Raw genomic sequence first — 25,438 nt, forward strand, 5'->3', positions numbered from 1 at the left:
CGAATGGCTGACCCCAAGGGTTTTCTCACGCACGACCGGGAGCTGCCGGCGCGCCGCCCTGTCGACGTGCGCATCAGCGACTGGCGTGAGGTCTACCAGGACTTCTCGCAGGAGAAGCTGACCAAGCAGGCGGCCCGCTGCATGGACTGCGGCATCCCCTTCTGCCACAACGGCTGCCCGCTGGGGAACCTCATCCCCGAGTGGAACGACCTCGTCTACCGCACCGACTGGCGCGAGGCGATCGAGCGGCTGCACGCCACGAACAACTTCCCGGAGTTCACGGGCAGGCTCTGCCCGGCTCCGTGCGAGGCGGCGTGCGTGCTCGGCATCAACTCCGACCCGGTGGCGATCAAGCGGGTCGAGGTCGAGATCATCGACCGGGCGTTCGCCGAGGGCTGGGTGACCCCGCAGCCCCCGGCCGTCAAGACCGGCAAGAAGGTCGCGGTCGTCGGCTCGGGCCCGGCGGGCCTGGCCGCCGCCCAGCAGCTCACCAGGGCCGGGCACGACGTGGTGGTGTTCGAGCGCGCCGACCGCATCGGCGGCCTGCTGCGCTACGGCATCCCCGAGTTCAAGATGGAGAAGCGGCACATCGAACGCCGCCTGGAGCAGATGCGGGCCGAGGGCACCGAGTTCCGCACGAGCGTCAACGTCGGAGTCGACGTCACCGCGGCAGAGCTGCGCCAGGAGTTCGACGCGGTCGTGCTGGCGGGTGGCGCCACCCAGTGGCGTGACCTGCCGGTGGCCGGGCGCGAGCTCAAGGGCATCTACCAGGCGATGGAGTACCTGCCGCTGTCCAACAAGGTCCAGGAGGGCGACTACGCGGTCCCGCCCATCTCGGCCGAGGGCAAGCACGTCGTGGTGATCGGCGGCGGCGACACCGGCGCCGACTGCATCGGCACGGCGATCAGGCAGGGCGCCAAGTCCGTCACCCAGCTCGAGATCATGCCGCAGCCGCCCGCGTCCCGGCCCGGCGGCCAGCCGTGGCCCACGTTCCCCATCCTGTTCAAGATGGAGAGCGCCCACGAGGAGCTGGCCGACGGCGGCGGGCAGCGGGTGTACGCGGTGTCCACCACCGAGTTCGTCGGCGACGCCGACGGCAACGTGCGGGCGCTGCGCCTGGTCGAGGTCGAGGGACCGCAGGCCGGGTTCAAGCCCATCCCCGGCACCGAGCGGGAGATCCCGGCCGAGCTGGTCGCCCTGTCCATGGGCTTCCTCGGCCCCGAGAAGGGCTCGCTGCTGCAGGACCTGGCCGAGGTCGGCGGTGACGGCTTCTACGACAAGCGGGGCAACGTCTCACGCGACAAGACGTACATGTCCAAGGTGGACGGCGTGTTCGTGGCCGGCGACATGGGCCGCGGGCAGTCGCTCATCGTGTGGGCCATCGCCGAGGGGCGTGCCGCCGCCTCGGGCGTGGACCGGCACCTGACCGGGGAGACGGCGCTGCCGTACCCGATCCTGCCGACCGCGCGCCCGCTGGTCTGATTTCGCCTGCCCCGGCCGCCGGGCGCGCCGCCGTCAGGCGCGTCCGGCCGCCGGGGCTTCGGCGCTCACGAGAGGTCTCGCGCGGCCGCACGTGGCCGTGACGGCGTCCAGAGCGCGCTGGGAGGCCGGGTCGGCGGCGCGGTAGATGACCAGCCGCTGGCCCGGAGCCTGCAGCGGGGCCAGCACCTCGTATTCGATGGTCAGCGGACCGGCCGTGGCATGCCGCAGCCGCTTCTTGCCCCGGCCGTTCACGCGGACGTCGCGCAGCGCCCACAGGCGGGCGACCTCCTCGCTACCGGAGGTCAGCTCGTCGATCAGCTCCGACAGGGCGGCGTCGTCCGGGTGGGCCGCCCACGCGGCCCGCAGGTCCGCGATGCCTTCGCGCAGCGTGCGCTCCCGATCGCGGTAGAAGTCGCGCAGACCCGGGTGCAGCACGCAGAGCCACATGCTGTTGCGCTGCTCCGGCGGCAGCGCGTCGAAGTCGACCACCAGGGCGGCCATCTCCGGGTTCCACGCGATGATGTCGAACCGGTGGTTGAGCAGCATGGCCGGCAGCGGGGACAGGTCGAGGACGAGCCGGGAGACCGGGCCGGCCTCGTCGGCGGTGGCCCGCCGGGGCGCCGTGCGCCGGGCGGTCGGCCGCTGCTCGGCGAGGTCGAACAGATAGACCCGCTCGTCCTCGCTCAGGAGCAGCGCCCCGGCCAGCGCCTCCAGCACCTCAGGGGAAGGACGCAGGCCACGGCCCTGCTCCAGGCGGATGACGTAGTCGACGCTGACGCCGGCCAGTTCGGCGACCTCCTCCCGGCGCAGGCCGGGGGTGCGGCGCTGGGTGCGGCGGGCGGGGAGCGCGACGTCGCGGGGATCCAGGCGTTCGCGGCGGGTGCGCAGGAAGGCCGCCAGTTCGCGGGTCTGGTCCACGGTGCTCATCATCATCTCGATCCTATGCCTGGGATAGCCCGTCCCAGGAAGAGCTTTCCCTTCTCCGCGCCTGGTGGGCGGAGCAGCCTGGAAGGCATGACGACTCTTGACACCTACCGCTTGCTGGGCCGTTCCGGGCTGCGGGTCTCCCCGCTCGCGCTCGGCACCATGACGTTCGGCACGGATTGGGGCTGGGGCTCGGACAAGGACGAGTCCCGCCGGATCTTCGACACGTACCTGGACCGGGGCGGCAACTTCGTCGACACCGCCAGCCAATACACAGAAGGCACCGCCGAGACGCTGGTCGGCGAGTTCGCGTCGGGCCGGCGCGAGCAAGTGGTGATCGCCACGAAGTACACCATGGCCAGGCGGCAGGGTGACCCGAACTCCGGCGGGAATCACCGCAAGAGCATGGTCCAGTCGGTCGAGGCCAGCCTGCGGCGCCTGAACACCGACTACATCGACCTGCTCTACCTGCATGCCTGGGACTTCACCACCCCGGCCGAGGAGATCCTGCGTGCCATGGACGACCTCGTCAGGATGGGCAAGGTGCTCTACGTCGGCATCTCGGACACGCCCGCCTGGCAGGTCTCCCGCATGCAGGCCATCGCCGAGCTGCGGGGTTGGGCGCCGCTGATCGCCCTGCAGATCGAGTACAGTCTGGCGCAGCGCACGGTGGAGCGCGACCTCATCCCGATGGCTCGCGAGATGGGGCTCGGCGTCATCCCGTGGTCGCCGCTGGCCAGCGGCGTGCTGACGGGCAAGTACACCAGAGCCGACCTCGACGCGGGTGCGGGCACCGCGGATCCCGCCGGGACCCGCAAGAACGTCGCGGCGGCCAACGGCGCGCTGACCGAGCGTGCCCTGGACATCGCCGACGTGGTCAAGCAGGTCGCCGCAGAGCTGGCCGTGAAGCCGTCACAGGTCGCGCTGGCCTGGACGACGCTCGATACCGCCGTGACGGCTCCCATCGTCGGGGCGCGCACGCTGGCGCAGCTCGAGGACAACCTGGGCGCGCTCGACGTGACGTTCAGCGAGAGCCAGCTGGCCGCCCTGGACGAGGCGAGCCGGATCGAGCTCGGCTTCCCGCACGATTTCCTCGCCTCGCCCATGCCGCGCCAGGTCATGTTCGGCGGCGTCGAGATCGACCTCACCCGCTGACCCACCGCCGTTATCAACCGTGCTGTTCACGCTGGTGGAGCGGGCGGTGGGCCGAGCTGGTGCGGCCGATGCTGCTGTTTCGCCCCTATCGACCGAAATTTCATCGCTAAGTTGCATCAGCCGGTAAGTGTCGGGAAGATGCAGGTTCTGCGGCAAGTCGGCGGATGGGGGAACAATGCGGCGAGTCGCTTCCGGCATGACGGCGTTGGCCGCCGTCGTCGCGCTCGCCGCCTGCTCACCCACGCTCCCCGCAGAGCGCGGCACGCAGGGCAAGCCGGCCACCCCCTCCGTCCAGCACGCCGACTACCTCGTCTTCTACGCCACGGGCCGGCACCAGCAGGCGCTGGCGGCGGTCGAGCGCGCGGGCGGCACCACCGTGGGGGAGGACGTCAGGCTCGGCTATCTCCTGACCCAGGGCGGCGGCAGCAAGTTCGCAGAGAACCTGGGGACCGACCCGGCCATCGTCGGCGTCTCCCCGGACCGGGTCATCGGCTCTGCCACGGCCCGCCGTACCCGGCCCGCGGCCTTCCCCGACGCGTCGTCGCTCATCGCGAGCCACGCGGGCGAGCCGCTCGCCGGCCGCCAGTGGGACATGCGGATGATCGGCGCCGACCGGGCGAACACCAAGGTGCCCGGCAGCAAGCAGGTGCTGGTCGGGATCATCGACACCGGCATCGACGGCAAGCACCCCGACATCGCCGCCAACTTCGACCGCGAGCTCAGCCGCAACTTCGTCATCGACAAGCCCAAGGACGAGAACGGCGAGACGCTCGACGGCCCCTGCGAGGCCAAGGACTGCAAGGACCCGATCGATGAGGACGACGACGGCCACGGCACCCACGTGGCCAGCACCATCGCCGCCCCGATCAACGGCATAGGCATCGCCGGCGTCGCCCCGGGCGTGCGGCTGGTGAGCATCCGGGCCGGCCAGGACTCCGGGTTCTTCTTCCTCAAGCCCAGCCTCGACGCGCTCACGTACGCCGCCGACATCGGCGTCGACGCCGTCAACATGAGCTACTTCGTCGACCCCTGGCTGTTCAACTGCGCGAACAACAGATCCGACACCAGAAAGCAGCAGCTCGAGCAGCAGGCCATCATCACCGGCATGCAGCGGGCGATCGACTACGCCCGTGGCAAGGGCGTCACGCTCCTCTCCGCGCTCGGCAACGGCGCCACCGACCTCGGGCGACCCGCGGTCGACGACAAGAGCCCCGGATACCCCGAAGGCGATCAGAAGGTCCGCAGGGTCGACAACTCCTGCATCAACGTGCCCGCCGAGTCCAACGGCGTCATCTCCGTCTCCTCGCTCGGCCCCTCCGGGCGCAAGGCCATCTACAGCGACTACGGCGTAGAGCAGGCCGACCTGTCCGCCCCGGGCGGCGACGTGCTCGACGGCACGGGCGCCAAGGCCACCCGGTCGATCCTGGGCGCCGCTCCCGAGCGCGTGCTGCGCGCCGCCGGCCGGATCGACGCCTCGGGCAACCCCAAGGGCGCGGACGTCGTACGCGACTGCACGCGCAGCCCCTGCTCCTACTACCAGTACCTGGACGGCACGTCCATGGCCGCCCCCCACGCCACCGGCGTCGCCGCCATCCTCATCAGCCGCTTCGGCAAGCCCGGCACCGGCGGCCTCGCCCTCCCCCCCGCCAACCTCGAGGACCTGCTCTACAAGAGCGCCGTCCAGAAGGCGTGCCCGACACCCCGCCAGTACGTCTACAAGGCCTACGGGCAGACCGACACGCACGTGTGCGAAGGGAACCAATCCCGTAACGGTTTCTACGGCCATGGCATGGTGGACGCCTGGAAGGCGGCTACCTTCGAACCATGATGTATCGCCTTGTCGCGGACGCCGCGATGGTGGTGCACTTCTTATTCCTCGCCTACATGGCGGTGGGTGGGTTCCTGGCCTGGCGGTGGCGGCGCACGATCTGGGCCCATCTCGCCGTGGCCGCCTGGGGCGTGTTTTCGATCGTCACCGGGGTAGAGTGCCCGCTGACACTGGCCGAGGACTGGGGGCGGCGGCAGGCCGGGACAGAAGGGCTGCCGGCGTCCGGCTTCATCGACCACTACATCGAGGGCGTGATCTACCCAGAGGCGTACACGAACTTGGCACGCCTGGGGGTAGTCGTTCTCGTGCTGTTCTCTTACGTCGGGTACGTTCTCCGGCGTCAGTGACTGCCAAGTGGTCTGTACCAATTAAGGTAGGACTCGTGACTCGTCGCGCGAAAATCGTCTGCACCCTAGGCCCCGCCACATCGTCCGAAGAACGCCTCCGCGAGCTGATCGCCGCGGGCATGGACGTGGCGCGGTTCAACCTCAGCCACGGCAACCATGACTTGCACCGAGAGGTCTTCGACCGGGTGAGGAGAGTGGCGGCCGATCTCGGCCGCGGCGTAGGCGTGCTCGCCGACCTGCAGGGCCCCAAGATCCGGGTTGGCACCTTCGAAGAGGGCCCCGTCAGGCTCGGCTTCGGCGACGTCTTCGCCATCACCACCGAAGACGTGCCGGGTGACCGCGAGCAGGTCTCCACCACCTATAAGGGGCTGCCCTACGACGTGCGGTCCGGTGACACGATCCTGGTCGACGACGGCCGCCTCGTGCTCGAGGTGACCCGGGTCGACGGCGATCGCATCGTCACCCGCGTCGTCATCGGCGGCATGATCTCCGACAACAAGGGGCTCAACCTTCCCGGCGTCAACGTCAGTGCGCCCGCGCTGACCGACAAGGACGAGGCCGATCTGCGCTGGGCGCTGCGCACCGGCTTCGACATGATCGCCCTGTCCTTCGTCCGCCGCCCGTCCGACGCCGACGTGGTGCGCAACATCATGGAGCAGGAGGCCGTGCGCCTGCCGCTGCTCGCCAAGATCGAGAAGCCGCAGGCCGTCGACCGCCTCCCCGAAATCATCGAGGCCTTCGACGGCATCATGGTCGCCCGCGGTGACCTCGGCGTCGAGCTGCCCTTGGAGCAGGTGCCGATCGTGCAGCGGCGCATCATCGAACTGTGCCGCGAGAAGGCCCGCCCGGTCATCGTCGCCACCCAGATGCTCGACTCGATGATGAGCGCCCCGCGCCCCACCCGCGCCGAGGCCTCCGACGTGGCCTACGCCGTCATGGACGGCGCCGACGCGATCATGTTGTCGGGCGAGACGTCAGTCGGCAACTACCCGATCGAATCCGTCTCCACGATGGACCGCATCGCCTGCGCCGCCGAGGCCTCCTCCCTGCGGGCCACCCACACGCTGGAGCGCATGCCCGAGACCACGGGCGGCGCCATCGCGCGGGCCGCGGCCGAGGTCGGCGCCATCGTCGGCGCGAAGGCGCTGATTGCCTTCACGATGTCGGGCGAGACGGCGCGGCGGCTGGCCCGCTACCGCTCGCCGATCCCGCTGCTGGCCTTCACGTCGGCGCCCCACGTGCGGGGACAGCTGTCGCTGACGTGGGGGGTGGAGACGTTCCACGTGCCGTTCGTGCATCACACCGATGACATGGTGCGGCAGGTCGAGGCGTCGTTGCTGTCGCTCGGGCGGCTGGAGAAGGGGGACAAGGTGGTCATCGTGGCCGGCTCGCCTCCCGGCACCCCGGGCTCCACCAACGCCCTCCGCGTCCACACCATCGGCTCGGCGGTGTCACACGCGAGCTAAATTTTTATTTTCTTTTACGGCAAGCCACGTGGGCTCCAACCGCCGACGCTGGTGACCGGCCCTCCAGGGGGACAGTTACCAGCTTCACCGGCGCGCCGCCGTAACGGCGCATCGTCGACCGAGGCCGTGGTTCGCCGCTGGGCCGGTGTGGTGCGCCGGCCCTGAGCCCCCGGCCAGGACATCCGCCGGCGGGGAAGAGCCGCTTGCCGCCGGCTCCCAGGCCGCGTCGGCCTGCTCCCAGCCCGGCCCCACGTGCTCCGAGTGCCCCGGTAGGGGCCGGGAGACATGGTCCCCAGCCCCCGTCACGACAACATGACGACAAGCTGTCTCAGTTGGCGTGGAGTGCGGCGTTCAGCTCGATGCCGGTGCCCGTGCGGGGCACCGCCTCGACGGCGCCCGACTGCGAGTTCCTCCGCAGGAGGATCCCGTTCGCGCCGGACAGCTCGGCCGCCTTGACGACCTTGCCGTCGGGGAGGGCGACCTTCGTGCCCGCCGTCACGTAGAGGCCGGCCTCCACCACGCAGTCGTCGCCCAGCGAGATGCCGATGCCGGCGTTCGCGCCCAGCAGGCAGCGCTGCCCGATCGAGATGACCTGCTTGCCGCCGCCGGACAGCGTCCCCATGATCGAGGCGCCGCCGCCCACGTCGGAGCCGTCGCCGACCACGACGCCCGCCGAGATCCGGCCCTCGACCATCGACGAGCCCAGCGTGCCGGCGTTGAAGTTCACGAAGCCCTCGTGCATGACCGTGGTGCCGCTCGCCAGGTGCGCGCCCAGGCGTACCCGGTCGGCGTCGGCGATCCGCACGCCCGACGGCAGCACGTAGTCCACCATCCGCGGAAACTTGTCCACCCCATAGACGGTCACCGCGCCCCTCGCCCGCAGCCGCAGGCGGGTCTGCTCGAAGTCCGGCACGGGGCACGGGCCGAAGTTGGTCCACACCACGTTCGCCAGCAGGCCGAAGACGCCGTCCAGGTTGGCCCCGTGCGGCCTGATCAGGCGGGCGGAGAGCAGGTGCAGGCGCAGGTAGACGTCGTGGGCGTCCACGGGCGCCTCCGACAGCTTGGCGATGCCGGTGCGCACCGCCACCACCTCCACGCCCCGCGCCGCGTCAGGGCCCGTCAGCGAGGCCAGCTCACCGGCCTCGGCGGCGGACAGCCGCTCGGTGCCCGAGAGGGGCGCCTCGCCCAGCTCAGGGGCAGGGAACCAGATGTCGAGTACGGTGCCGTCGGCGGCGATGGTCGCGAGGCCGACGCCGAACGCGCCGGTCGAGGTGGGATCGATAGCAGTCGTCACGGGGCCCAAAATACCGGTCCGCGGCTCAGGCCAGACCATCAGGCCGGGGGCAGGTCAGCCGAGGGCGCCCAGGTCGGCCGAGAGCCAGCGTTCCGGGCGCATCCTGAACGTCACGAGCGCGTGCAGGTCCGAGCCCTGCACATAGCCGGACACCGCATCAGGCGGCAGGTAACGGGCGGAGATGCGGGTCAGGTCCTCCAGCGTCGTGGGATCGGCACGCAGGACGGGCCCCTCCACCGAGACGTACCGATAAGTCGGGCTTACCCGCTGGACCAGCATCGAGAACCGGCCCGCCTTCGCGATCAGCCTCGCCTTGACCGAGTCGCCGTCCGTCAGGAACCGGACCTCCCCGCCAGGGCTGTAGTCGTACCAGACGGGCACCGCCAGCGGCGCCCGGCCCTCACCCGCCTCGACGGCCAGGCCCCCGATGTGCGGCTCCGCCAGGAACGCCTCCCGCTCCGCCACGCTCAACGGCATCCCGCCCCACCCCCCGTATTCGTTGATCTCGAGTCGGCTATTCCCGGTGGGAGCGGTCCCGAAAGCTGCCGCCGTTGTCAGGCCGGCGCGGGGGACAGGCGTTCGGCGACGGCCGAGGCCGTGCGGACGAAAGCCGCGAGCGCCCGCGACCGCGTCCGCTCCGGCCAGGCCAGCACCACCGTTGTCGGCGTGCCGTCCAGGACCGGCACGCACGCCAGGTCACGCCGCAGGTGAGGCGTCACCGACTCCGGCGCCATCGCGATCAGCCGCCCCAGCGCGACCAGCTGCATCAGCGTCGCGGGATCGTTGATGTCCGCATGCTGCCTCGGCCACAACGGGGTCGGGTCGGCCTCCAGCTCAGCCACACGTACGTACGCCCGCCCCGCCAGCCGGTGTCCCCGAGGGACGATCGCCACGCTGCCCTCGACCCGGAGCGGCTCGCTGTCGAACCCCGTCAGATCCTCGTACGGAATGTGCAGGAACGCCACGTCCGCCGTACCGTCCCGGACCAGCCGCGCCCGCTCCGCCACCCCGCACAACAGCAGCTCCACCTCGACGGCGTCCGGATGAGCGCGGTACGCCTCCAGGATGTCCGGCAGCAGCCCGCCGTCCCCGCCCGGCTTGAGCGCCACGACGAGCCGGGGATCGGCTCGCCCTGCCCGCCGTGTGCGCGCCGTCGCCGCGGCCACCGCGTCGAGGACCTTGGCCGCCTCCCTCGCCAGCACCTCGCCCGCCGCGGTCAGCGAGACCCCGCGGCTGGACCGGTCGAACAACCTGACCCCCAGCCGCCGCTCCAGCTTCTGGATCGCCCGTGACAATGGCGGCTGCGCCATCCCGAGCCGCTCTGCCGCCCGCCCGAAATGCAACTCCTCCGCCACCGCCAGGAAGTAGGCCAGCTCGCGCGTCTCCATACCCTCAGGGTATTGCCCATGACCCAGCCGGTGTTGGCCCCCCGATGCCACCCGGTGATGTGCTTCCCGACATGACCGACAAAACCACCGCCTTGGTGACCGGGGCGAACAAGGGAATCGGATACGAGGTCGCCGCCGGGCTCGCCGCCAAGGGCATGACAGTGCTGCTCGGCTCCCGCGACCGCACGCGCGGCGAGCAGGCCGCCGCCCGCCTGCGTGCGGCAGGAGGCGACGTGCGGTCGATCCTGCTCGACGTCACCGACCCGGCCACCATCGAAGCCGCGGCCGCCGCTCTGGGCCGCCTCGACGTGCTCGTCAACAACGCCGGCATCTCCGGCCCCTTGCACGGGCTTCCCAGCGCGACGTCAGCCCGGACCGTGCGGGAGGTGTTCGAGACGAACGTCATAGGCGTCCTCATGGTCACCAACGCCCTGCTGCCCCTCCTCCGGCGCTCACCCGCGGCCCGTATCGTCAACGTCTCCAGCGGCGTCGGCTCCCTCGCCCACCACACCGACCCCGATCACTACATGTCCGGCCTGCCGGCCTCCGCGACCTATCCGGTGTCCAAGACCGCGCTCAACCAGCTGACCGTCCAATACGCCAAAGAGCTCCGCAAGGACGGCATCCTGGTCAACGCAGCCGCCCCCGGCGCCTGCGCCACCGACTTCACCAAGGACCTGCCGTTCCCGATCACGCGCACGGCCGCCGAGGGCGCCGCCATCGTCGTCGAACTCGCCACCCTCCCAGCGGACGGCCCGACGGGCGGCTTCTTCGACGACGCGGGGACGGTGCCCTGGTAGATCAGTATTCGGGGCCGACGTAGAGGGCGCGGATACTCGTGCCAGTGGACGCCGCTCGGGAGCGCGCGGCGGACGAGATTCAACGCCCGGCAGCCGTCCGAGTGGAACAAACCCCGAGGATGTATGAGGCCAGAGCGACAAACGTCACTGACGGTTCTTGCGTTGCTACGGTGCCGGAAGCGGGATTCGAACCCGCACGCCCTTTCGAGCAGACGCTTTTGAGGCGTCCATGTCTGCCATTCCATCATTCCGGCTGAAAAATCCGGACTTGTCCGGATTGTTGACGCACTCTACCGCCAATGTTGATCAGCTGCAGGGGCGCCAGCGTGGCTCCAATGTACCGGACATCGGTACTCTTCTGCTCGTGAGTACGCAGCGGCGAGTAGTGATCGCGGAAGACGAGGCTCTGATCCGCCTCGACCTCAAGGAGATGCTCCAGGAGGACGGCTACGTCGTCGTGGGCGAGGCCGGGGATGGTGAGCAGGCGATCCGGCTGGCCGCCGATCTGAGGCCCGACCTCGTCATCCTGGACGTCAAGATGCCAGTGCTCGACGGCATCTCCGCGGCGGAGCGGATCGTGGCGGAGCGGATCGCCCCGTGCCTGATCCTGACCGCTTTTTCCCAGCGTGACCTGGTGGAGCGGGCACGGGACGCGGGGGCGATGGCCTATTTGGTGAAGCCGTTCACGAAGGCGGATCTGGTGCCGGCCATCGAGATGGCGGTCAGCAGGCACGAGGAGATGGTGGCGCTGGCGGCCGAGGTGTCGAGCCTGTCGGAGCGGCTGGAGACCAGGAAGCTGGTGGAGCGGGCCAAGGGTCAGCTGATGACGCAGCACGGCTGGTCGGAGCCGCAGGCGTTCCGGTGGATCCAGAAGGCGTCCATGGACCGGCGGTTGAGCATGCGTGAGGTTGCCCAGATCGTCATAGACGACACGGCCGAGCGGGGCTGAGCGGGGTCGTCCGCGATCCGCCTCGCACCGGGTGCCGGTTGCCGTTTCGTGAGGCCGGCGAGGCGGGCCGGCGGTCAGCCCTCCAGGCCGCACACCTTGGCCGCCCACTTGATGAGGCGATCCTGCTCCGGCTGGGGCGGCGTCACGATGACCACGCGCTCCTGGCCACCGTCGACGCTCGCCCGCACGGGGAACAGGAAGGCCTTCTTGGCCTCGGCGAAGGCGTGGAAGTCGCAGCGGGCGGGAGTGAGCCTGATCGGCACCTCCAGCCGCTGCCGGCCGGCGTCAAGCGTGCCGAGCGGCCGGTGCTCGGGCGTGACGATGTAGTGGGTGGTGCCGCCCATGTCGTTCAGTGTCACGTTGCCAGGGGTGCGGCGGGTGATCACCAGCGTGCCGAGCATGGCTTTGCCCGACTGCTTCCATTCCGGGCCGAACTCGATGCCGGCCACCTGCCTGATCAGGTATTCGGAGCATTCGTCGCGCAGCAGTCTGGCCAGCAGCGGGTCGGGGTGGGGGACGTTGAAGACCACCTTGTGCGGCTGTTCTGAGCCGGTGCTGAGGTGGGCCACGACCGTGGCCGGGCGCACCTCGGGCAGGCCCTGAGGCAGGCAGTTGCCGGCGCCGTAGGGGATGCGCAGGTCCGTACGCTCGGTCCGCTTGATGATGGCGTCGGTTTTTTGCGCGGGGAGCGTTTTGAACGAGGGCGTGACCAGTTGGAGGTCGGCGAAAAACACTGGCGTGTTCGTCGTATTGCGGACGGCTACGTGGAGCGCGTGCAACGGCTCGTCGGAGCGCCACTGCACCAGTGAGACGGATACGCCGGCGGGCGGTGTGGCGGGAGGCGGCGAGGGTGGCTCGGACGTGGAGCAACCGGCGGCGAGCATGGCGACGGCAAAAGCCCGAGTAAAACGCTTCACTCGATGCACTTTAAGCGTCCTTGCCCAGGTCCGTAAGTTGAGGACTGATTACGACTCCGCATCCAAGTGCCGACAGTTCCTCCCAGGATCTGGTTGGAACACGCGACGTTTTGTACGTTTCGGTTATTCGATCGGGAACGCTCAGCGGTGCTGAGGGATCCCGAACTGATTGAAGGAGACACTTCATGATCCGCATTGCTCCCGTGGGGCGGGCGCTGGCTGTCGTGGCTGCCACCAGCCTCGCCCTGACAGCCTGCGGCGGTGGCGGCGGCGACACCGCCACGCAGACTTCGCCAAGTTCTGCGGCCCCCGCCTCATCGGCACCCGCGGCGAAGGGTGACGGCACTCTTACCCTCGGCACGCTGCTGCCCCAGACCGGTTCGCTCGCCCAGCTCGGCCCGCCCGAGTTCGCGGGAGTCGACCTCGCGCTCAAGGAGATCAACGAGGCCGGTGGCGTGCTCGGCAAGCCGGTCGCGAAGTTCGACACCGACTCGGGCGACACGACCACCAACATCGCCTCGCAGTCGGTGGACAAGCTCCTGGCGCAGAAGTCCGACGCCATCATCGGTGCGGCGTCGTCGTCGGTGTCGCTGTCGGTGATCGACAAGATCACGGGTGCGGGCGTCGTGCACTTCTCGCCGGCCAACACCTCCAACGACCTCAGCACGGTCAACGACCGGGGGCTGTACTTCCGTACGGCGCCGCCGGACAAGCTGCAGGGTCGCGTGCTCGGTGACCTCGTCGTGTCCGACGGCAACGACACGGTCGGCATCCTGGCGATGCAGGACTCCTACGGCACGGGCCTGGCGGACCAGGTGCAGCAGACCGTCGCCGATGGCGGTGGCGAAGTGGTCGAGCGCGTCGACTACGACCCGAAGGCCGCCGACTTCTCCGCCGACGTTGCCAAGATCAAGGCGAAGAACCCCAAGGGCATCGTCCTGATCGGCTTCGAGGAGACCACCAAGGTCGTGAACGAGCTGATCAAGCAGGGCCTGACCGCGGACAAGCACAAGTGGTACATGGTCGACGGCAACATGTCGAACGAGAACTTCCTCGAGCTTCCGAAGGGCTCGCTCGACGGTGTCAAGGGCACGTACCCCGGTGCTGCGGCTCCTGACGAGTTCCGTAAGAAGCTCCTGGGCGTCAACAAGGGCCTCAAGGACTACACCTACTCCGCCGAGTCCTATGACGCGACGAACCTGATCGCGCTGGCTGCGGAGTCCGCCAAGAGCGACGCGGGCGTCGACATCGCGGCCAAGCTGATCGAGGTCAGCAAGGGCGGCGAGAAGTGCACCGACTTCAAGTCGTGCGTGGACCTGCTGAAGGCCGGCAAGGACATCGACTACGAGGGCGTCAGCGGCCCGGTCGAGTTCAACGATGTCGGTGACCCGGCCGTCGCCACCATCGGCATCTACCAGTACGGCAAGGACAACACCTACCCCGCCAAGGCGCTCGAGTACCGCAACGGCAACATCTCCGGCTAGATCGCCACAAGTCAGGGCCCGGTCACCTGACCGGGCCCTTTCGCGTGCCTGCTCATGACGCCGGCGTTCGGCTGCCTTCACACCCTGCCACGATCTCGTCGGCGGCCTCCCGGTACTGCTTCAGCAGCGCCACCTGCCGCTCTCGCGGCACGTCGCTCCTGGACAGGCCTGCGGTCGCCGTCTCGAACCGTGCCACGGCGCCCTGCAGCGATCGGGGCAGCCGGTCGCCGAACTCCAGCGTGATCCCGCGCGCCTCCGCCAGGCGGCCGATCACGGCGTCCTCGAAATTCTGGCCGTCTTCCTGACCTTTCGGCTCCAGCATCAGGCCGGCGTAGCCGATGGCGGAGACCACGCGCGCGCAGGGGTCGTCGGCGGGGTCGCCGCCGGTGCTGTACTTGGCCGTGGAGGGCGCGTTCTGCTGGCAGCCCGTGAGGAGGACGGACAGGGAGAGCGCTATTCCCGCCAGACGTTTCACACCGGACATTAAAGACGGCGAAGGGGCCCCGCGGGGAGCCCCTTCGCCGTCTCGATCGTGATTTACGCCTTGGCCAGCGTGCCCAGGTACAGCTCGATGACCTTGGGGTCGTTGGCGAGCTGCCGCCCGGTGCCGGTGTAGGCGTTGCGGCCCTGGTCGAGGACGTAGCCGCGGTGGCAGATCTGCAGGCAGCGGCGCGCGTTCTGCTCCACCATGATCACCGTGACGCCGGCCTTGTTGATCTGCTGGGCCTGGAGGAACACCAGGTCCTGCAGCTTGGGCGACAGGCCGGCCGAGGGCTCGTCCAGCAGCAGCACGGAGGGCTCGGTCATGAGGGCCCTGGCCATCGCCACCATCTGCCGCTCACCGCCGGACAGGGAGCCTGCGCGCTGCTTGCGCCGCTCCTTGAGGGCGGGGAACAACTCGGAGACGAACTCGAAGCGCTCCTTGAACTTCCCCGGCACCTGGAAGGCGCCCATCTCAAGGTTCTCCTCGATGGTGAGGCTGGGGAAGACGTTGTTGGACTGCGGTACGTAGCCGACACCGCGGGAGACCAGTGAGTGGGCCTTCATGTTCGTGATGTCCTCACCCTTGAGCAGCACTGTGCCGCTGCGGATGTTGACCAGCCCGAACATGGCCTTGAGCAGCGTCGACTTGCCGGCGCCGTTGGGGCCGATGATGCCGATCAGCTCGCCGTCCTTGACGTAGAGGTCGGAGCCGTTGAGGATGTTGACGCCCGGCAGGTAGCCGGCGATCAGCTCGTCGCACCGCAGCACGGCGTCCTCGGCGCCCTCCAAGTGGGCGCTGCGGTCGGTGACGGCCGCCTTGGATTCCGGGACGGTCACTTCTGCGTCTCCTCTTCGATCTCGGCCTCCAGCGCCGCCTCTGCCTCGTGGAGCTGGGCCTCGAGCTCGGTTTCCGACAGCGGCGCGTCGTGGTGCGCGCCGAGGTAGGCGTCGATCACGCGCTCATCGGACATGATCGTCTCGGGCGGCCCCTCCGCGATGACCGTGCCCTGCGCCATGACGATCACCCAGTCGCTGATGTCGCGGACCATGTCCATGTCGTGCTCGACGAACAGCACCGTCATGCCCTGTTCGCGCAGGTCCTTGACGTGGCCGAGCAGCGACTGCGTCAGCGCCGGGTTCACGCCGGCCATCGGCTCGTCCAGCATGACCAGCTCGGGCCTGACCATGAGCGCGCGGGCCATCTCCAGCAGCTTGCGCTGGCCGCCGGAGAGCGACCCGGCGAAGTCGTCCTGCTTGGCGAAGAGCTTGAACCGCGTCAGCAGCTCCTCCGCCCGGTCGGTGATCTCCTCCTCCTGGGCGCGCCAGAACCACGGTATGAGGGCCCGCCAGAAGGTCTCTCCGAGCTGCCGCTGAGCGCCCAGGCGCATGTTCTCCAGCACGGTCAGGCGCGAGAGCGCCTTGGTGAGCTGGAACGTGCGCACCATGCCGGCGCGGGCCACCTTGTGGGCGGGCACGCCGTTCATGGACCGCCCGTTGAAGGTCCACGAACCGGAGTCGGCCGTGTCGAAGCCGGTGAGCTGGTTGAAGAACGTGGTCTTGCCCGCGCCGTTGGGGCCGATCAGCGCGGTGATGGAGCCGCGCTGGACCTCGATGTGGTCGACCTCGACGGCGGTGAGACCGCCGAAGCGGCGCACCACGTTGTCCACCACGAGGATGGGGTCGGGCTTGGGCACGCCGGGCTCGCGCGCCAGGTCCTTGAACGCCGCCAGGGCCGCGGCCTTGCGATCGGTGGTCGTGGTTTCAGCGTGCATCGATTGCTATCTCCCTCTTGTCACCGAAGATGCCCTGTGGCCGGAAGATGAGCAACAGGATCAAGCCGAGGCCGACCAGGATCCAGCGCATGGCGCCGACCTGGTTGACGTCCATGAACGTGATGTACCCCGCGCCGACCGCCTCGGCGAACACGCCATAGACGAGGACCAGCAGCACCCAGAAGATCATCGAGCCGACGACGGGGCCGAGCACGCGTGCCGCGCCGCCGAGGATGACCATCGTGTACATGTAGAAGGTGGTCTCGGTGCCGAACACGTCGGGCTGCACGGAGGCGTAGGCCAGGCCGTAGAGGAAGCCGCCGAGAGCGCCGATGACGCCGCCCAGGACGAGTGACTGCATCTTGTACGAGAAGACGTTCTTGCCCAGGCTGCGCACGGCGTCCTCGTCCTCGCGGATGGCCTTGAGCACGCGGCCCCACGGGCTCTTCATGAGCAGGTAGACCAGGGCGCAGCACAGGGCGACGAGCACCCAGCCGACGAGGACGACCCACAGCTGCCTGTGGCTGAAGAACAGGGGCACGGGGCCGAGGTTGAAGCCGTACTGCCCCTCGGAGAACGGATTGAGGGCGTAGAAGGCGTCGGTGAAGCCGCGCCGGCCGTCGGAGCCGCCGAAGACGCCCTTGAACGCCACTGAGCGGAAGACGAGCCGGACGATCTCGGCGGCGGCGATGGTGACGATGGCCAGGTAGTCGGCGCGCAGCTTCAGGGTGGGTATGCCCAGCAGGATCGCCAGGAGCACGGCCGCGGCCAGGCCGACGATGAGGCCGAGCCAGAACGGCAGCCCGAAGGTGCTGACGGTGACGGCCATGCCGTAGCCGGCCACGCCCATGAAGGCGGCCTGGCCGAAGTTGAGCAGTCCGGTGTAGCCGAATTGCACGTTGATGCCGATGGCGGCGATTCCGTACAGCACCGTCTCGACGCCGATCGCGGCCTTGAGCGTGGTGCTGATGATCGTGATCCAGTCCATTCTGATCCTCCCCCGATCAGCCGATCCGCTCGCGGCGGCCCAGGATGCCCTGCGGCCGGACGAGGAGCACGATGATGAGTACGACGAGCGCGCCGACGGACTTGAGCTCCGGTGGCACCCACAGCACGGAGACCTGGATGAACAGGCCGACCACGAGCGAGCCCACCAGCGCGCCGAACGCGGTGCCGAGCCCCCCGAGCGTCACACCGGCGAAGATGAGCAGCAGGATGTCCTGGCCCATGGTGTATTTCAGGTTCTGCGACAGGCCGAGCATGATGCCCGCCAGCGCGGCGATGGCGCCGCCCACGGTCCAGATGATCCGGATGACCCGGTCGACGTTGATGCCGGACGAGGCCGCGAGCGCGGGGTTGTCGGCCACGGCGCGCGCCGCCTTGCCGGTGCGGGTGCGCAGCAGCGCGATACCGACGATGATCAGGACCGCGAGCTCGATGCCCATGGCGATGAAGTTCTTGGGGGCGGCCGAGATGGGGCCGACCTCAATGCCGGGCTGGCCGGTGTACTGGGCGAAGGACTCGTTCTGAGCGCCGAAGAAGATCAGGAACACGTAGCGCAGGAAGAGCGCCACGCCGATCGAGATGATCATCATGGCGATGGTGCCGGTGCCGCGCCTGCGGAGCTGGCCCCAGAACAGGCGGTCCTGCAGATAGCCGAGTATGGCGGCGACCACGACAGCGATCGCCGCGGCGGGGATGAGATGCAACCCCATACCCGCGTTGAAGGCATAGGCCAGAATCGCGCCTAGCGTGACCAGCTCCCCGTGGGCGAAGTTGGTCAGGCCGGTCGTGCCGTAGATGAGTGAAAGTCCGAGCGCCGCCAGGGCGATGATCAGGCCGAGGTTGAGCCCCTCGAAGGCCAGTTGGGCGGCCTGCCCCCAGAAGGTGGTCTGCCCGCTGGTGTCCTCCTGTGGCTGGCCCGGGGCGCCCTTGGGCTGGAGCGCGAACAAGACCGTCGAGCAGTTGCCCTCGTAGACGGTCGGGGTGCGGACATTGGTGCCGCCACGCACCGCGGCGTTCTGTGGAAGGCTGCCGACATCCAGGGTGACCTTGTACTTGCCTGGTTTGTCGATCTGAACGTCCCACGCGCCTTGCGCGTTGCTTGTGACCTCCTGGACGGGTTGTCCGCTCTCGGTGGTCACGGCAATTTTGGCGCCGTTCACTGGCTGGCCTTGGAGTTTGAGTGTTCCCCTCAGTCCCTGGCAATCGGCGGGACCCGCATGGGCGGGTCCTGCCAGCAGGATGACGAGTCCACCCAGGAAGGCCGTGAACGCGATCACGGCTCTGCGCAATGGTGCTCCCTCAAAGTTAGGTCAAGGCGGGGTTGTGCCCCTCCATCTCGACACGCGCGCATCGCAGGCACAACTGGGATGCAATGGCGGGAGCCTAATCCGGTGACGCCCGGTTCAGTATCGGTCGTCACCAATTAGTGACAACTGTGTGTCACTCATGTGAGGAAACAACACGCCAGGTCAGGGGCTACATCGGGGTAGACGCCTGGCGCTTGGCAGAGACAGATCAGCAATGATTTTACGAAAACATGGACGAGCCCACGGGGTGGCCTTTGGGGCCGTGTAGGGCGGAACATCCCGCTTGCGCGAAGCCAACACATTATCCACTGGGCCTCCGCGCGGGCTCACGGGAGCATCCCCGCAGGCGCGGGCCGGTACACGTTATCTACTGGGCCTCCCCGCAGGCTCGCCCGTCCACACAACCGTAGCGACCCGCGGGGGCGCTGCGCAAAGGATCCACCGAAGTGACCGAAGGGTCAGCGGTCGCGCAACATGCATGTGAGACGGGAGGTGCAGACGCGTCGTCCCTGCTCATCGGTGATCTCGATGTCGTACGTCGCCAACGTGCGACCGCCGTGCAATCTGGTCGCGACGCCCGTGACATACCCCGACGACGCCGCGCGGTGGTGCGTCGCGTTGATCTCGATGCCCAACGCGAGACGGTCAGGGCCGGCATGGATGGCCGCGGCCACCGAGCCCAGAGTCTCGGCGAGCACCGCCGAGGCGCCGCCGTGCAGCAGCCCGTACGGCTGCGTGTTGCCCGTGACCGGCATCCGGCCCACGACCCGCTCAGGGCCGGCTTCGAGGAACTCGATCCCCATGCGCTGGGCCAGTGTGCCGTCGTGCATGCCGCTCAGCACAAGGAGGTCCTGGGGGTTGGTCTGCGTCAAAGGGACGTCTCCACTCTTCCGAGCTCAGGTTTTCTGTCGCAGTCGCAGACTAGGCTGCGGGTGTGCCAAAGAGTGAAGTGACCCCCAACCGCCCGTGCCTGTTGCTGCTCGACGGGCATTCGCTGGCCTACCGCGCCTTTTTCGCGCTCAAGGACGCCAACCTCATGACCACCGACGGTCAGCACACCGAGGCGGTCTACGGGTTCACCTCGATGCTGACCAACGTCCTGCGCGACGAGCAGCCGACCCATGTGGCGGTGGCCTTCGACAGGTCGGAGCCGACGTTCCGCCACGAGGAATACTCCGAATACAAGGCCAACAGGAGCGAGACGCCCGAGGACTTCCGCGGCCAGATGCAGCTCATCTTCGAGCTGCTCGACACGCTGCGCATCCCGCGCCTGTCCAAAGCCGGGTTCGAGGCCGACGACCTCATCGCCACGCTCGCCACCCGCGCCTCCGCGCAGGGCATGGACGTCCTCATCGTCACCGGTGATCGCGACGCGCTGCAGCTGGTCGACGGCCACGTCACCGTCCTGATGACCCGGCGTGGCATCAGCGACATGACCAGGTTCACGCCCGAGGCGGTCGAGGAGAAATACGGCCTGACCCCGGTGCAATACCCGGACTTCGCCGCCTTGCGCGGCGACCCCAGCGACAACCTGCTGAGCATCCCCAGCGTGGGGGAGAAGACCGCGGCCAAGTGGGTGCGCGAGTTCGGCTCGCTGACCGCCCTCGTCGACCGCGTCGACGAGGTCAAGGGCAAGGTCGGCGACAAGCTGCGCGAGCACGTCGCCCAGGTGCTGATGAACCGGCGGCTCACCGAGCTGCTGCGCGACGTCCCGCTGGAGGCCGAGCTCGAGGACCTCAAGCAGGGCACCTGGGAGCGCGAGGAAATCAACAAGCTGTTCGACACCCTGCAGATCCGCGGCGAGCTGCGGGAGCGCGTGTTCAAGGTGCTCGGCACCGGTGAGCAGGAGCCCGACCAGGGCTTCGAGGTCGAGACCGTGCTGCTCGGCCCCGACCGCGTGGCCGGCTGGCTGGCCGCGCTGCCCGAGGGCCGCGCCGGGCTCGCCGTCAAGGGCGTCTACGGCAGCGGCACCGGCCGCATCGACGCCATCGCCATCGCCTCGCCCGCCGGCACCGCCGCCCACATCGACCTCGTCAAGCTCACCGAGGCCGACGAGGCGGCCCTGCGGGACTGGCTGGCCGACGAGACCAAGCCCAAGGCCGTCCACGACGCCAAGGGGCCCATCCTGGCCCTCTGGGCGCAGGGCATGGAGCTGCGCGGCCTCAGCTGCGACACCGCCCTGGCCGCCTATCTGGCGATGCCGGGGCAGCGCACGTTCGCGCTGGAGGACCTGGCCCGCCGCTACCTCAACCGCGACCTGCGGGCGGAGGAGGAGTCCACCGGACAGGCCGCGCTGTTCGGCGACGACGAGGACGCCCCCGCCAAGGACCTCGCGCTGCGCGCCCACGCCGTGAGCGAGCTGGCCGAAGCCCTGGAGCGCTTCCTCGCCGGGCGCGGCGGCACCCACCTGCTCGGCGAGGTGGAGCTGCCGCTGCTGAGCGTGCTGGCCGAGATGGAGCACGCCGGCATCGCCGTCGACAGCGAATACTTCGCCGGCCTGGAGGCCGAGTTCGGCGCCGCGGTCAAGCACGCGGTGGAGGAGGCGCACCGCGCCGTAGGCGAGCAGTTCAACCTGGGCTCGCCCAAGCAGCTGCAGGAGATCCTCTTCGTCAAGCTCAACCTGCCCAAGACGAAGAAGATCAAGACCGGCTACAGCACCGACGCCGACCAGCTCGCCTGGCTCGCCACCCAGACCGACCACGAGCTGCCCACGATCATGCTGCGCCACCGCGACCAGCAGAAGCTGCGCACCACGGTCGAAGGGCTGATCAAGGAGGTCGGCGACGACGGGCGCATCCACACCACGTTCAACCAGATCATCGCCGCCACCGGCCGGCTCTCCTCGGAGAAGCCCAACCTGCAGAACATCCCGATCCGCACCGCCGAGGGCCGCCGCATCCGGCAGGGCTTCGTGGTCGGCGAGGGCTACGAGACGCTGCTGACGGCCGACTACAGCCAGATCGAGCTGCGCATCATGGCCCACTTGTCCGGTGACGAGTCGCTGATCGCCTCCTTCGAGTCGGGGCACGACTTCCATCAGGCCACCGCGGCCCGCGTGTTCGACCTGCCGCCGGAGCAGATCGACGGCGACCTGCGGGCCCGCATCAAGGCCATGAACTACGGCCTGGCCTACGGGCTGTCCGACTTCGGGCTGGCCGGGCAGCTCAACATCCCGGTGGCCGAGGCGCGGGCGCTGAAGGAGGAATACTTCCAGGAGTTCGGCGGCGTACGCGACTTCCTGCACGCGATCGTCGCCCAGGCGCGCACCGACGGCTACACCGAGACGATCATGGGCCGCCGCCGCTACCTGCCCGACCTCACCAGCGACAACCGCCAGCGCCGCGAGATGGCCGAGCGGATGGCGCTCAACGCCCCCATCCAGGGCTCGGCCGCCGACATCATCAAGGTCGCCATGCTCCACGTGCACCAGGCGATCCGCGAGGAGCAGCTGGCTTCCAGGATGTTGCTGCAGGTCCACGACGAGCTCGTGTTCGAGGTGGCGCCAGGGGAGCTGGAGCAGCTCACACAGCTCGTGCGCGACCAGATGAACGCCGCCTACCGGCTGAGAGTGCCGCTGGAGGTCTCGGTGGGCGTCGGGCGCACCTGGGAGGACGCCGGCCACTGACCTCCCGTGTGGCCTGCCCACGGCGCCGGGCACCTGACCCTCCCGCCCGGCCGCCTGTGGGCCGGCCCCACGGCGCCGGCACCTGACCTTCCCGCCCGGCCGCCTGTGGGCCGGCCCCACGGCGCCGGCACCTGACCTTCCCGCCCGGCCGTCTGCGGGCCGGCCTCACGGCGCCCGTACCTGACCCGCCCCGGCCGTTCGCGAGGGCCTGGCCCCAGGGCCATCTGCACTACCCTGAAGTGACTTTTCCCCGAGCGGCACGGGAGTTCTGTGCGGATCTCAGCGTCCCTCACGCGGATCATCGGCATCGCGAACGTCGTCGTGGTCTCCGTGGCGATCACCGGGCTGAGCCTCATGCCGGCGGAGGACCGGCCGCACGCCAAGCCGCAGGTCGCGGCCAAGGCGCAGGAGACCGTCCCGCCACTCAACCCGACCCCGGTCGGCCAGCCGCCCGGGGTGGTGGCCACCCCCGAGTTCGCCAGGCAGGTCGGCGCCAACGAGTTAGGACTGGTGCCGGTCCTCATGTACCACCGGATCCTCCGCAAGCGGAAGGCCTCCCTCGACCGGACGCCCGACCAACTCAGGACGGAGCTGGAGAAGCTGGCGAAGAAGGGCTACGTGCCGGTCACCGCCACCGAGTTCGCCACCGGCGACATCCACGTGCCGGCGGGCAAGTTCCCGGTGGTGCTGACGTTCGACGACGGGCATCCCAGCCACTTCGCGTTGGACGGGACCGGCAACCCCGCTCCCGGCACGGCCGTGGCGGTGATCCAGGACGTGGCGGCCCGATATCCGGGATTCCGGCCGGTCGCCACGTTCTGGATCAACAAGGAGCCGTTCGGGCTGCGTGACCACGCCTCCCAGGCGGCCGCCATACGGTGGCTGGTCGAACACGGCTACGAGGTGGCCAACCACACCTGGGGCCACACCAACCTGCGCGCGCTCAAGAGGAAGCGGGTCCGCGAGCAGATCGTCCGGCTCGAGCGGCTGCTCAAGAAGCTCGGCGCGCCGCCGGCCAAGACCATGGCGCTGCCGTACGGGGCGTTACCCGGGGACAAGAAGGCGGCTCGGACCGGATCTTGGGACGGCACACGGTATGATTTCGCCGGCGTGTTCCTCGCGGGAGCCGAGCCGTCGGTTTCGCCCTACGCGAAAAAATTCGACCGAGGGGCGATCCAGCGCATCCAGAGCAACGGCAAGACAGGCGAGTGCCGCAAGTGGTGCTCGCAATACTGGCTGGAATGGCTGGATAGGCACCCTGGGGAGCGCTATGTCTCCGACGGAGACCCCGACCGGATCTCTATGCCAGGGGAACTTCGGGGTAATATCGGCGCCAAGCGAGGGCTCCAGGTCATCGCGTATTGACCGCTCCCCGGATTGACCCCGTGCGCCAGGTCTCATATGCTGATCGCTGCGCTGTGGGCTCGCGCGCGCCTCAGACGGAGCGGGCTCGCGCTCGGTCACGTCGATGTCGTAATTCACTCGGCTTGATGCGGAAGAGGGCCTGCCGCGCATCCGCCACATCGACATCCTGTCCGCGTTCGGAGCAATTCCACACATGACGTCCAGCACTGAGGCCACCTCGAGCACCCCGCAGGTAGCGGTCAACGACATCGGGTCCGAGGAAGCCTTCCTCGCCGCGATCGACGAGACCATCAAGTACTTCAACGACGGTGACATTGTTGAGGGCACCGTCGTCAAGGTCGATCGAGACGAGGTCCTTCTCGATATCGGCTACAAGACCGAGGGTGTCATCCCCTCGCGCGAGCTTTCGATCAAGCACGATGTCGATCCGGCTGACGTCGTGGAGGTCGGCGAACATGTCGAGGCCCTAGTTCTCCAGAAGGAGGACAAGGAGGGCCGGCTGATCCTGTCCAAGAAGCGCGCCCAGTACGAGCGCGCCTGGGGCACGATCGAGAAGATCAAGGACGAGGACGGCATCGTCACCGGCACCGTCATCGAGGTCGTCAAGGGCGGTCTCATCCTCGACATCGGGCTGCGGGGCTTCCTGCCGGCGTCCCTGGTCGAGATGCGCCGCGTCCGCGACCTGCAGCCGTACGTCGGCCGCGAGCTCGAGGCCAAGATCATAGAGCTCGACAAGAACCGCAACAACGTGGTCCTGTCGCGCCGCGCCTGGCTCGAGCAGACGCAGTCCGAGGTTCGCCAGACGTTCCTCAACACCCTCCAGAAGGGTCAGGTCCGCAAGGGCGTCGTCTCCTCGATCGTCAACTTCGGCGCCTTCGTCGACCTCGGTGGGGTCGACGGCCTGGTCCACGTGTCCGAGCTGTCCTGGAAGCACATCGACCACCCGTCCGAGGTCGTCGAGGTCGGCCAGGAGGTCACGGTCGAGGTCCTCGACGTCGACATGGAGCGCGAGCGCGTCTCCCTGTCGCTGAAGGCGACCCAGGAAGACCCGTGGCAGCAGTTCGCCCGCACCCACCAGATCGGCCAGGTCGTGCCGGGCCGCGTCACCAAGCTGGTGCCGTTCGGCGCGTTCGTCCGGGTCGAGGAGGGCATCGAGGGCCTGGTCCACATCTCCGAGCTGGCCGAGCGCCACGTGGAGATCCCGGAGCAGGTTGTCCAGGTCGGCGACGAGATCTTCGTGAAGATCATCGACATCGACCTCGACCGTCGTCGCATCAGCCTCTCGCTGAAGCAGGCCAACGAAGGCGTGGGCACCGAGGTCGAGTTCGACCCGACGCTCTACGGCATGGCGGCCACCTACGACGACCAGGGCAACTACATCTACCCCGAGGGCTTCGACCCGGAGACCGGGGAGTGGCTCGAGGGCTTCGACAAGCAGCGTGAGGAGTGGGAGCGGCAGTACGCCGAGGCCCAGCAGCGCTTCGAGGCTCACAAGAAGCAGATCGAGGAGGCCCGCAAGGCCGAGGCCGAGGCGGGCGAGGCTGCTCCTTCGTCCTACAGCGGCGAGACGCAGCCCCAGCAGGGCGGCACCACGTCGGCGGCTCCCGCCAGCGGCGCGCTCGCCTCTGACGAGGCGCTTGCGGCCCTTCGCGAGAAGCTCGCGGGCGGCCAGAGCTAAGGCATCCCGGCCTTCCTGAAGGCCCCGCACGGTTCGCCGTGCGGGGCCTTTTGCGTGCTCCTGCAGTGGCGGTGTGGGGATCCCCGTGGTTCGGCGTCAGGGGCGGCGCCTTCGGTGCGCTCGCCTCCTGGCGTCGTGCACCGGGGCGCCGCCGTGCCATGCGTGAGTG

At 68.9% G+C, this 25,438-nt stretch carries 22 protein-coding genes and 1 tRNA gene; 11 read left to right on the top strand and 12 right to left on the bottom strand.

Annotation, left to right across the window (positions count from 1 at the left end; translation table 11 throughout):
- The first annotated feature begins 3 nt into the window (after positions 1-3).
- Entirely contained in the window at positions 4-1,482 is a 1,479-nt protein-coding gene (locus ACTWPT_RS03810) for a glutamate synthase subunit beta (protein ID WP_443175806.1), read from the top strand.
- Positions 1,483-1,515: 33 nt separating this feature from the next.
- Here ACTWPT_RS03810 and ACTWPT_RS03815 read toward each other — a convergent pair whose 3' ends face one another.
- The gene (locus ACTWPT_RS03815; RefSeq protein ID WP_443175807.1) at positions 1,516-2,412 is read right to left on the bottom strand and encodes an MmyB family transcriptional regulator; all 897 of its coding nucleotides are present in this window, start codon (positions 2,410-2,412) and stop codon (positions 1,516-1,518) included.
- Positions 2,413-2,496: 84 nt separating this feature from the next.
- Here ACTWPT_RS03815 and ACTWPT_RS03820 point away from each other — a divergent pair, with 84 nt between their 5' ends.
- The 4 genes from ACTWPT_RS03820 to pyk all read left to right on the top strand — a co-directional run bounded on the left by ACTWPT_RS03820 (position 2,497) and on the right by pyk (position 7,202).
- Positions 2,497-3,561: an aldo/keto reductase gene (locus ACTWPT_RS03820; RefSeq protein ID WP_443175808.1), complete on the top strand. Its 1,065-nt coding sequence runs from the start codon at positions 2,497-2,499 to the stop codon at positions 3,559-3,561.
- 175 nt (positions 3,562-3,736) lie between these two features.
- Positions 3,737-5,389: a S8 family peptidase gene (locus ACTWPT_RS03825; protein ID WP_443175809.1), complete on the top strand. Its 1,653-nt coding sequence runs from the start codon at positions 3,737-3,739 to the stop codon at positions 5,387-5,389.
- Positions 5,386-5,736 (top strand): DUF2784 domain-containing protein, encoded by a 351-nt coding sequence (locus ACTWPT_RS03830; RefSeq protein ID WP_443175810.1) that lies wholly within the window; start codon positions 5,386-5,388, stop codon positions 5,734-5,736. Before ACTWPT_RS03825 ends, ACTWPT_RS03830 begins: the two co-directional genes overlap by 4 nt.
- 35 nt (positions 5,737-5,771) lie before the next feature.
- Positions 5,772-7,202, top strand: a complete 1,431-nt coding sequence (pyk, locus tag ACTWPT_RS03835) for a pyruvate kinase (protein ID WP_443175811.1) — start codon at positions 5,772-5,774, stop codon at positions 7,200-7,202.
- Between the two features lie 328 nt (positions 7,203-7,530).
- On the opposite strand, the gene dapD is transcribed toward pyk, so the two are convergent.
- The 3 genes from dapD to ACTWPT_RS03850 all read right to left on the bottom strand — a co-directional run bounded on the left by dapD (position 7,531) and on the right by ACTWPT_RS03850 (position 9,884).
- Positions 7,531-8,496, bottom strand: a complete 966-nt coding sequence (dapD, locus tag ACTWPT_RS03840; RefSeq protein WP_443175812.1) for a 2,3,4,5-tetrahydropyridine-2,6-dicarboxylate N-succinyltransferase — start codon at positions 8,494-8,496, stop codon at positions 7,531-7,533.
- A 54-nt stretch (positions 8,497-8,550) separates the two neighbouring features.
- Entirely contained in the window at positions 8,551-8,973 is a 423-nt protein-coding gene (locus ACTWPT_RS03845) for a pyridoxamine 5'-phosphate oxidase family protein (RefSeq protein WP_443175813.1), read from the bottom strand.
- A gap of 77 nt (positions 8,974-9,050) precedes the next feature.
- Entirely contained in the window at positions 9,051-9,884 is an 834-nt protein-coding gene (locus ACTWPT_RS03850) for a LysR family transcriptional regulator (protein WP_443175814.1), read from the bottom strand.
- 71 nt (positions 9,885-9,955) lie between these two features.
- Between ACTWPT_RS03850 and ACTWPT_RS03855 the strand changes: the two genes are divergently transcribed.
- Positions 9,956-10,684, top strand: coding sequence for an SDR family NAD(P)-dependent oxidoreductase (locus tag ACTWPT_RS03855; protein WP_443175815.1), 729 nt, complete (start codon positions 9,956-9,958; stop codon positions 10,682-10,684).
- Positions 10,685-10,855: 171 nt separating this feature from the next.
- Here ACTWPT_RS03855 and ACTWPT_RS03860 read toward each other — a convergent pair.
- Positions 10,856-10,938 (bottom strand) — tRNA-Leu (locus tag ACTWPT_RS03860).
- A 110-nt stretch (positions 10,939-11,048) separates the two neighbouring features.
- Between ACTWPT_RS03860 and ACTWPT_RS03865 the strand changes: the two genes are divergently transcribed.
- Positions 11,049-11,633 (top strand): ANTAR domain-containing response regulator, encoded by a 585-nt coding sequence (locus ACTWPT_RS03865; protein WP_443175816.1) that lies wholly within the window; start codon positions 11,049-11,051, stop codon positions 11,631-11,633.
- Between the two features lie 74 nt (positions 11,634-11,707).
- Here the strand turns inward: ACTWPT_RS03865 and ACTWPT_RS03870 are convergent, their stop codons facing one another.
- Positions 11,708-12,550 (bottom strand): hypothetical protein, encoded by an 843-nt coding sequence (locus ACTWPT_RS03870; RefSeq protein WP_443175817.1) that lies wholly within the window; start codon positions 12,548-12,550, stop codon positions 11,708-11,710.
- Positions 12,551-12,735: 185 nt separating this feature from the next.
- On the opposite strand from ACTWPT_RS03870, the gene ACTWPT_RS03875 reads away from it, so the two are divergent.
- Entirely contained in the window at positions 12,736-14,034 is a 1,299-nt protein-coding gene (locus ACTWPT_RS03875) for an ABC transporter substrate-binding protein (RefSeq protein ID WP_443175818.1), read from the top strand.
- A gap of 52 nt (positions 14,035-14,086) precedes the next feature.
- On the opposite strand, the gene ACTWPT_RS03880 is transcribed toward ACTWPT_RS03875, so the two are convergent.
- The 6 genes from ACTWPT_RS03880 to ACTWPT_RS03905 form a co-directional block, all read right to left on the bottom strand.
- Complete coding sequence (locus tag ACTWPT_RS03880) at positions 14,087-14,509, bottom strand: hypothetical protein (protein WP_443175819.1); 423 nt, start codon at positions 14,507-14,509, stop codon at positions 14,087-14,089.
- Between the two features lie 62 nt (positions 14,510-14,571).
- On the bottom strand, positions 14,572-15,354 hold the full coding sequence (locus ACTWPT_RS03885; protein WP_443175820.1) for an ABC transporter ATP-binding protein: 783 nt from the start codon (positions 15,352-15,354) through the stop codon (positions 14,572-14,574).
- The gene (locus ACTWPT_RS03890; protein ID WP_443175821.1) at positions 15,351-16,289 is read right to left on the bottom strand and encodes an ABC transporter ATP-binding protein; all 939 of its coding nucleotides are present in this window, start codon (positions 16,287-16,289) and stop codon (positions 15,351-15,353) included. Before ACTWPT_RS03890 ends, ACTWPT_RS03885 begins: the two co-directional genes overlap by 4 nt.
- A complete protein-coding gene (locus ACTWPT_RS03895) occupies positions 16,279-17,277 on the bottom strand; it encodes a branched-chain amino acid ABC transporter permease (protein ID WP_443175822.1) in 999 nt (332 codons plus the stop codon). Before ACTWPT_RS03895 ends, ACTWPT_RS03890 begins: the two co-directional genes overlap by 11 nt.
- 16 nt (positions 17,278-17,293) lie before the next feature.
- Positions 17,294-18,583 carry a branched-chain amino acid ABC transporter permease gene (locus ACTWPT_RS03900; protein ID WP_443175823.1) on the bottom strand — a complete coding sequence of 430 codons (1,290 nt, stop codon included), beginning with the start codon at positions 18,581-18,583 and terminating at the stop codon, positions 17,294-17,296.
- Positions 18,584-19,059: 476 nt separating this feature from the next.
- A complete protein-coding gene (locus ACTWPT_RS03905) occupies positions 19,060-19,431 on the bottom strand; it encodes a PaaI family thioesterase (RefSeq protein WP_443175940.1) in 372 nt (123 codons plus the stop codon).
- Positions 19,432-19,535: 104 nt separating this feature from the next.
- Here ACTWPT_RS03905 and polA point away from each other — a divergent pair, with 104 nt between their 5' ends.
- From polA to rpsA, 3 genes are all read left to right on the top strand, one after another.
- Positions 19,536-22,226 carry a DNA polymerase I gene (polA, locus tag ACTWPT_RS03910; protein WP_443175824.1) on the top strand — a complete coding sequence of 897 codons (2,691 nt, stop codon included), beginning with the start codon at positions 19,536-19,538 and terminating at the stop codon, positions 22,224-22,226.
- 270 nt (positions 22,227-22,496) lie between these two features.
- A complete protein-coding gene (locus ACTWPT_RS03915) occupies positions 22,497-23,591 on the top strand; it encodes a polysaccharide deacetylase family protein (protein ID WP_443175825.1) in 1,095 nt (364 codons plus the stop codon).
- A gap of 193 nt (positions 23,592-23,784) precedes the next feature.
- Positions 23,785-25,269 (top strand): 30S ribosomal protein S1, encoded by a 1,485-nt coding sequence (gene rpsA / locus ACTWPT_RS03920; protein ID WP_443175826.1) that lies wholly within the window; start codon positions 23,785-23,787, stop codon positions 25,267-25,269.
- Positions 25,270-25,438: the final 169 nt, after the last annotated feature.

It is taken from the genome of Nonomuraea sp. 3N208 (assembly GCF_052245935.1).
Classification (GTDB): domain Bacteria; phylum Actinomycetota; class Actinomycetes; order Streptosporangiales; family Streptosporangiaceae; genus Nonomuraea.

What these genes read in the sequence shown, in the direction of transcription:
- ACTWPT_RS03815 (WP_443175807.1), bottom strand. Translation starts at nt 2,412, where the DNA reads ATGATGAGCACCGTGGACCAGACCCGCGAACTGGCGGCCTTCCTGCGC.
- ACTWPT_RS03825 (WP_443175809.1), top strand. Translation starts at nt 3,737, where the DNA reads ATGCGGCGAGTCGCTTCCGGCATGACGGCGTTGGCCGCCGTCGTCGCG.
- ACTWPT_RS03855 (WP_443175815.1), top strand. Translation starts at nt 9,956, where the DNA reads ATGACCGACAAAACCACCGCCTTGGTGACCGGGGCGAACAAGGGAATC.
- ACTWPT_RS03810 (WP_443175806.1), top strand. Translation starts at nt 4, where the DNA reads ATGGCTGACCCCAAGGGTTTTCTCACGCACGACCGGGAGCTGCCGGCG.
- rpsA (WP_443175826.1), top strand. Translation starts at nt 23,785, where the DNA reads ATGACGTCCAGCACTGAGGCCACCTCGAGCACCCCGCAGGTAGCGGTC.
- ACTWPT_RS03845 (WP_443175813.1), bottom strand. Translation starts at nt 8,973, where the DNA reads ATGCCGTTGAGCGTGGCGGAGCGGGAGGCGTTCCTGGCGGAGCCGCAC.
- ACTWPT_RS03820 (WP_443175808.1), top strand. Translation starts at nt 2,497, where the DNA reads ATGACGACTCTTGACACCTACCGCTTGCTGGGCCGTTCCGGGCTGCGG.
- ACTWPT_RS03875 (WP_443175818.1), top strand. Translation starts at nt 12,736, where the DNA reads ATGATCCGCATTGCTCCCGTGGGGCGGGCGCTGGCTGTCGTGGCTGCC.
- ACTWPT_RS03850 (WP_443175814.1), bottom strand. Translation starts at nt 9,884, where the DNA reads ATGGAGACGCGCGAGCTGGCCTACTTCCTGGCGGTGGCGGAGGAGTTG.
- ACTWPT_RS03895 (WP_443175822.1), bottom strand. Translation starts at nt 17,277, where the DNA reads ATGGACTGGATCACGATCATCAGCACCACGCTCAAGGCCGCGATCGGC.
- ACTWPT_RS03905 (WP_443175940.1), bottom strand. Translation starts at nt 19,431, where the DNA reads ATGCACGACGGCACACTGGCCCAGCGCATGGGGATCGAGTTCCTCGAA.
- ACTWPT_RS03890 (WP_443175821.1), bottom strand. Translation starts at nt 16,289, where the DNA reads ATGCACGCTGAAACCACGACCACCGATCGCAAGGCCGCGGCCCTGGCG.
- ACTWPT_RS03830 (WP_443175810.1), top strand. Translation starts at nt 5,386, where the DNA reads ATGATGTATCGCCTTGTCGCGGACGCCGCGATGGTGGTGCACTTCTTA.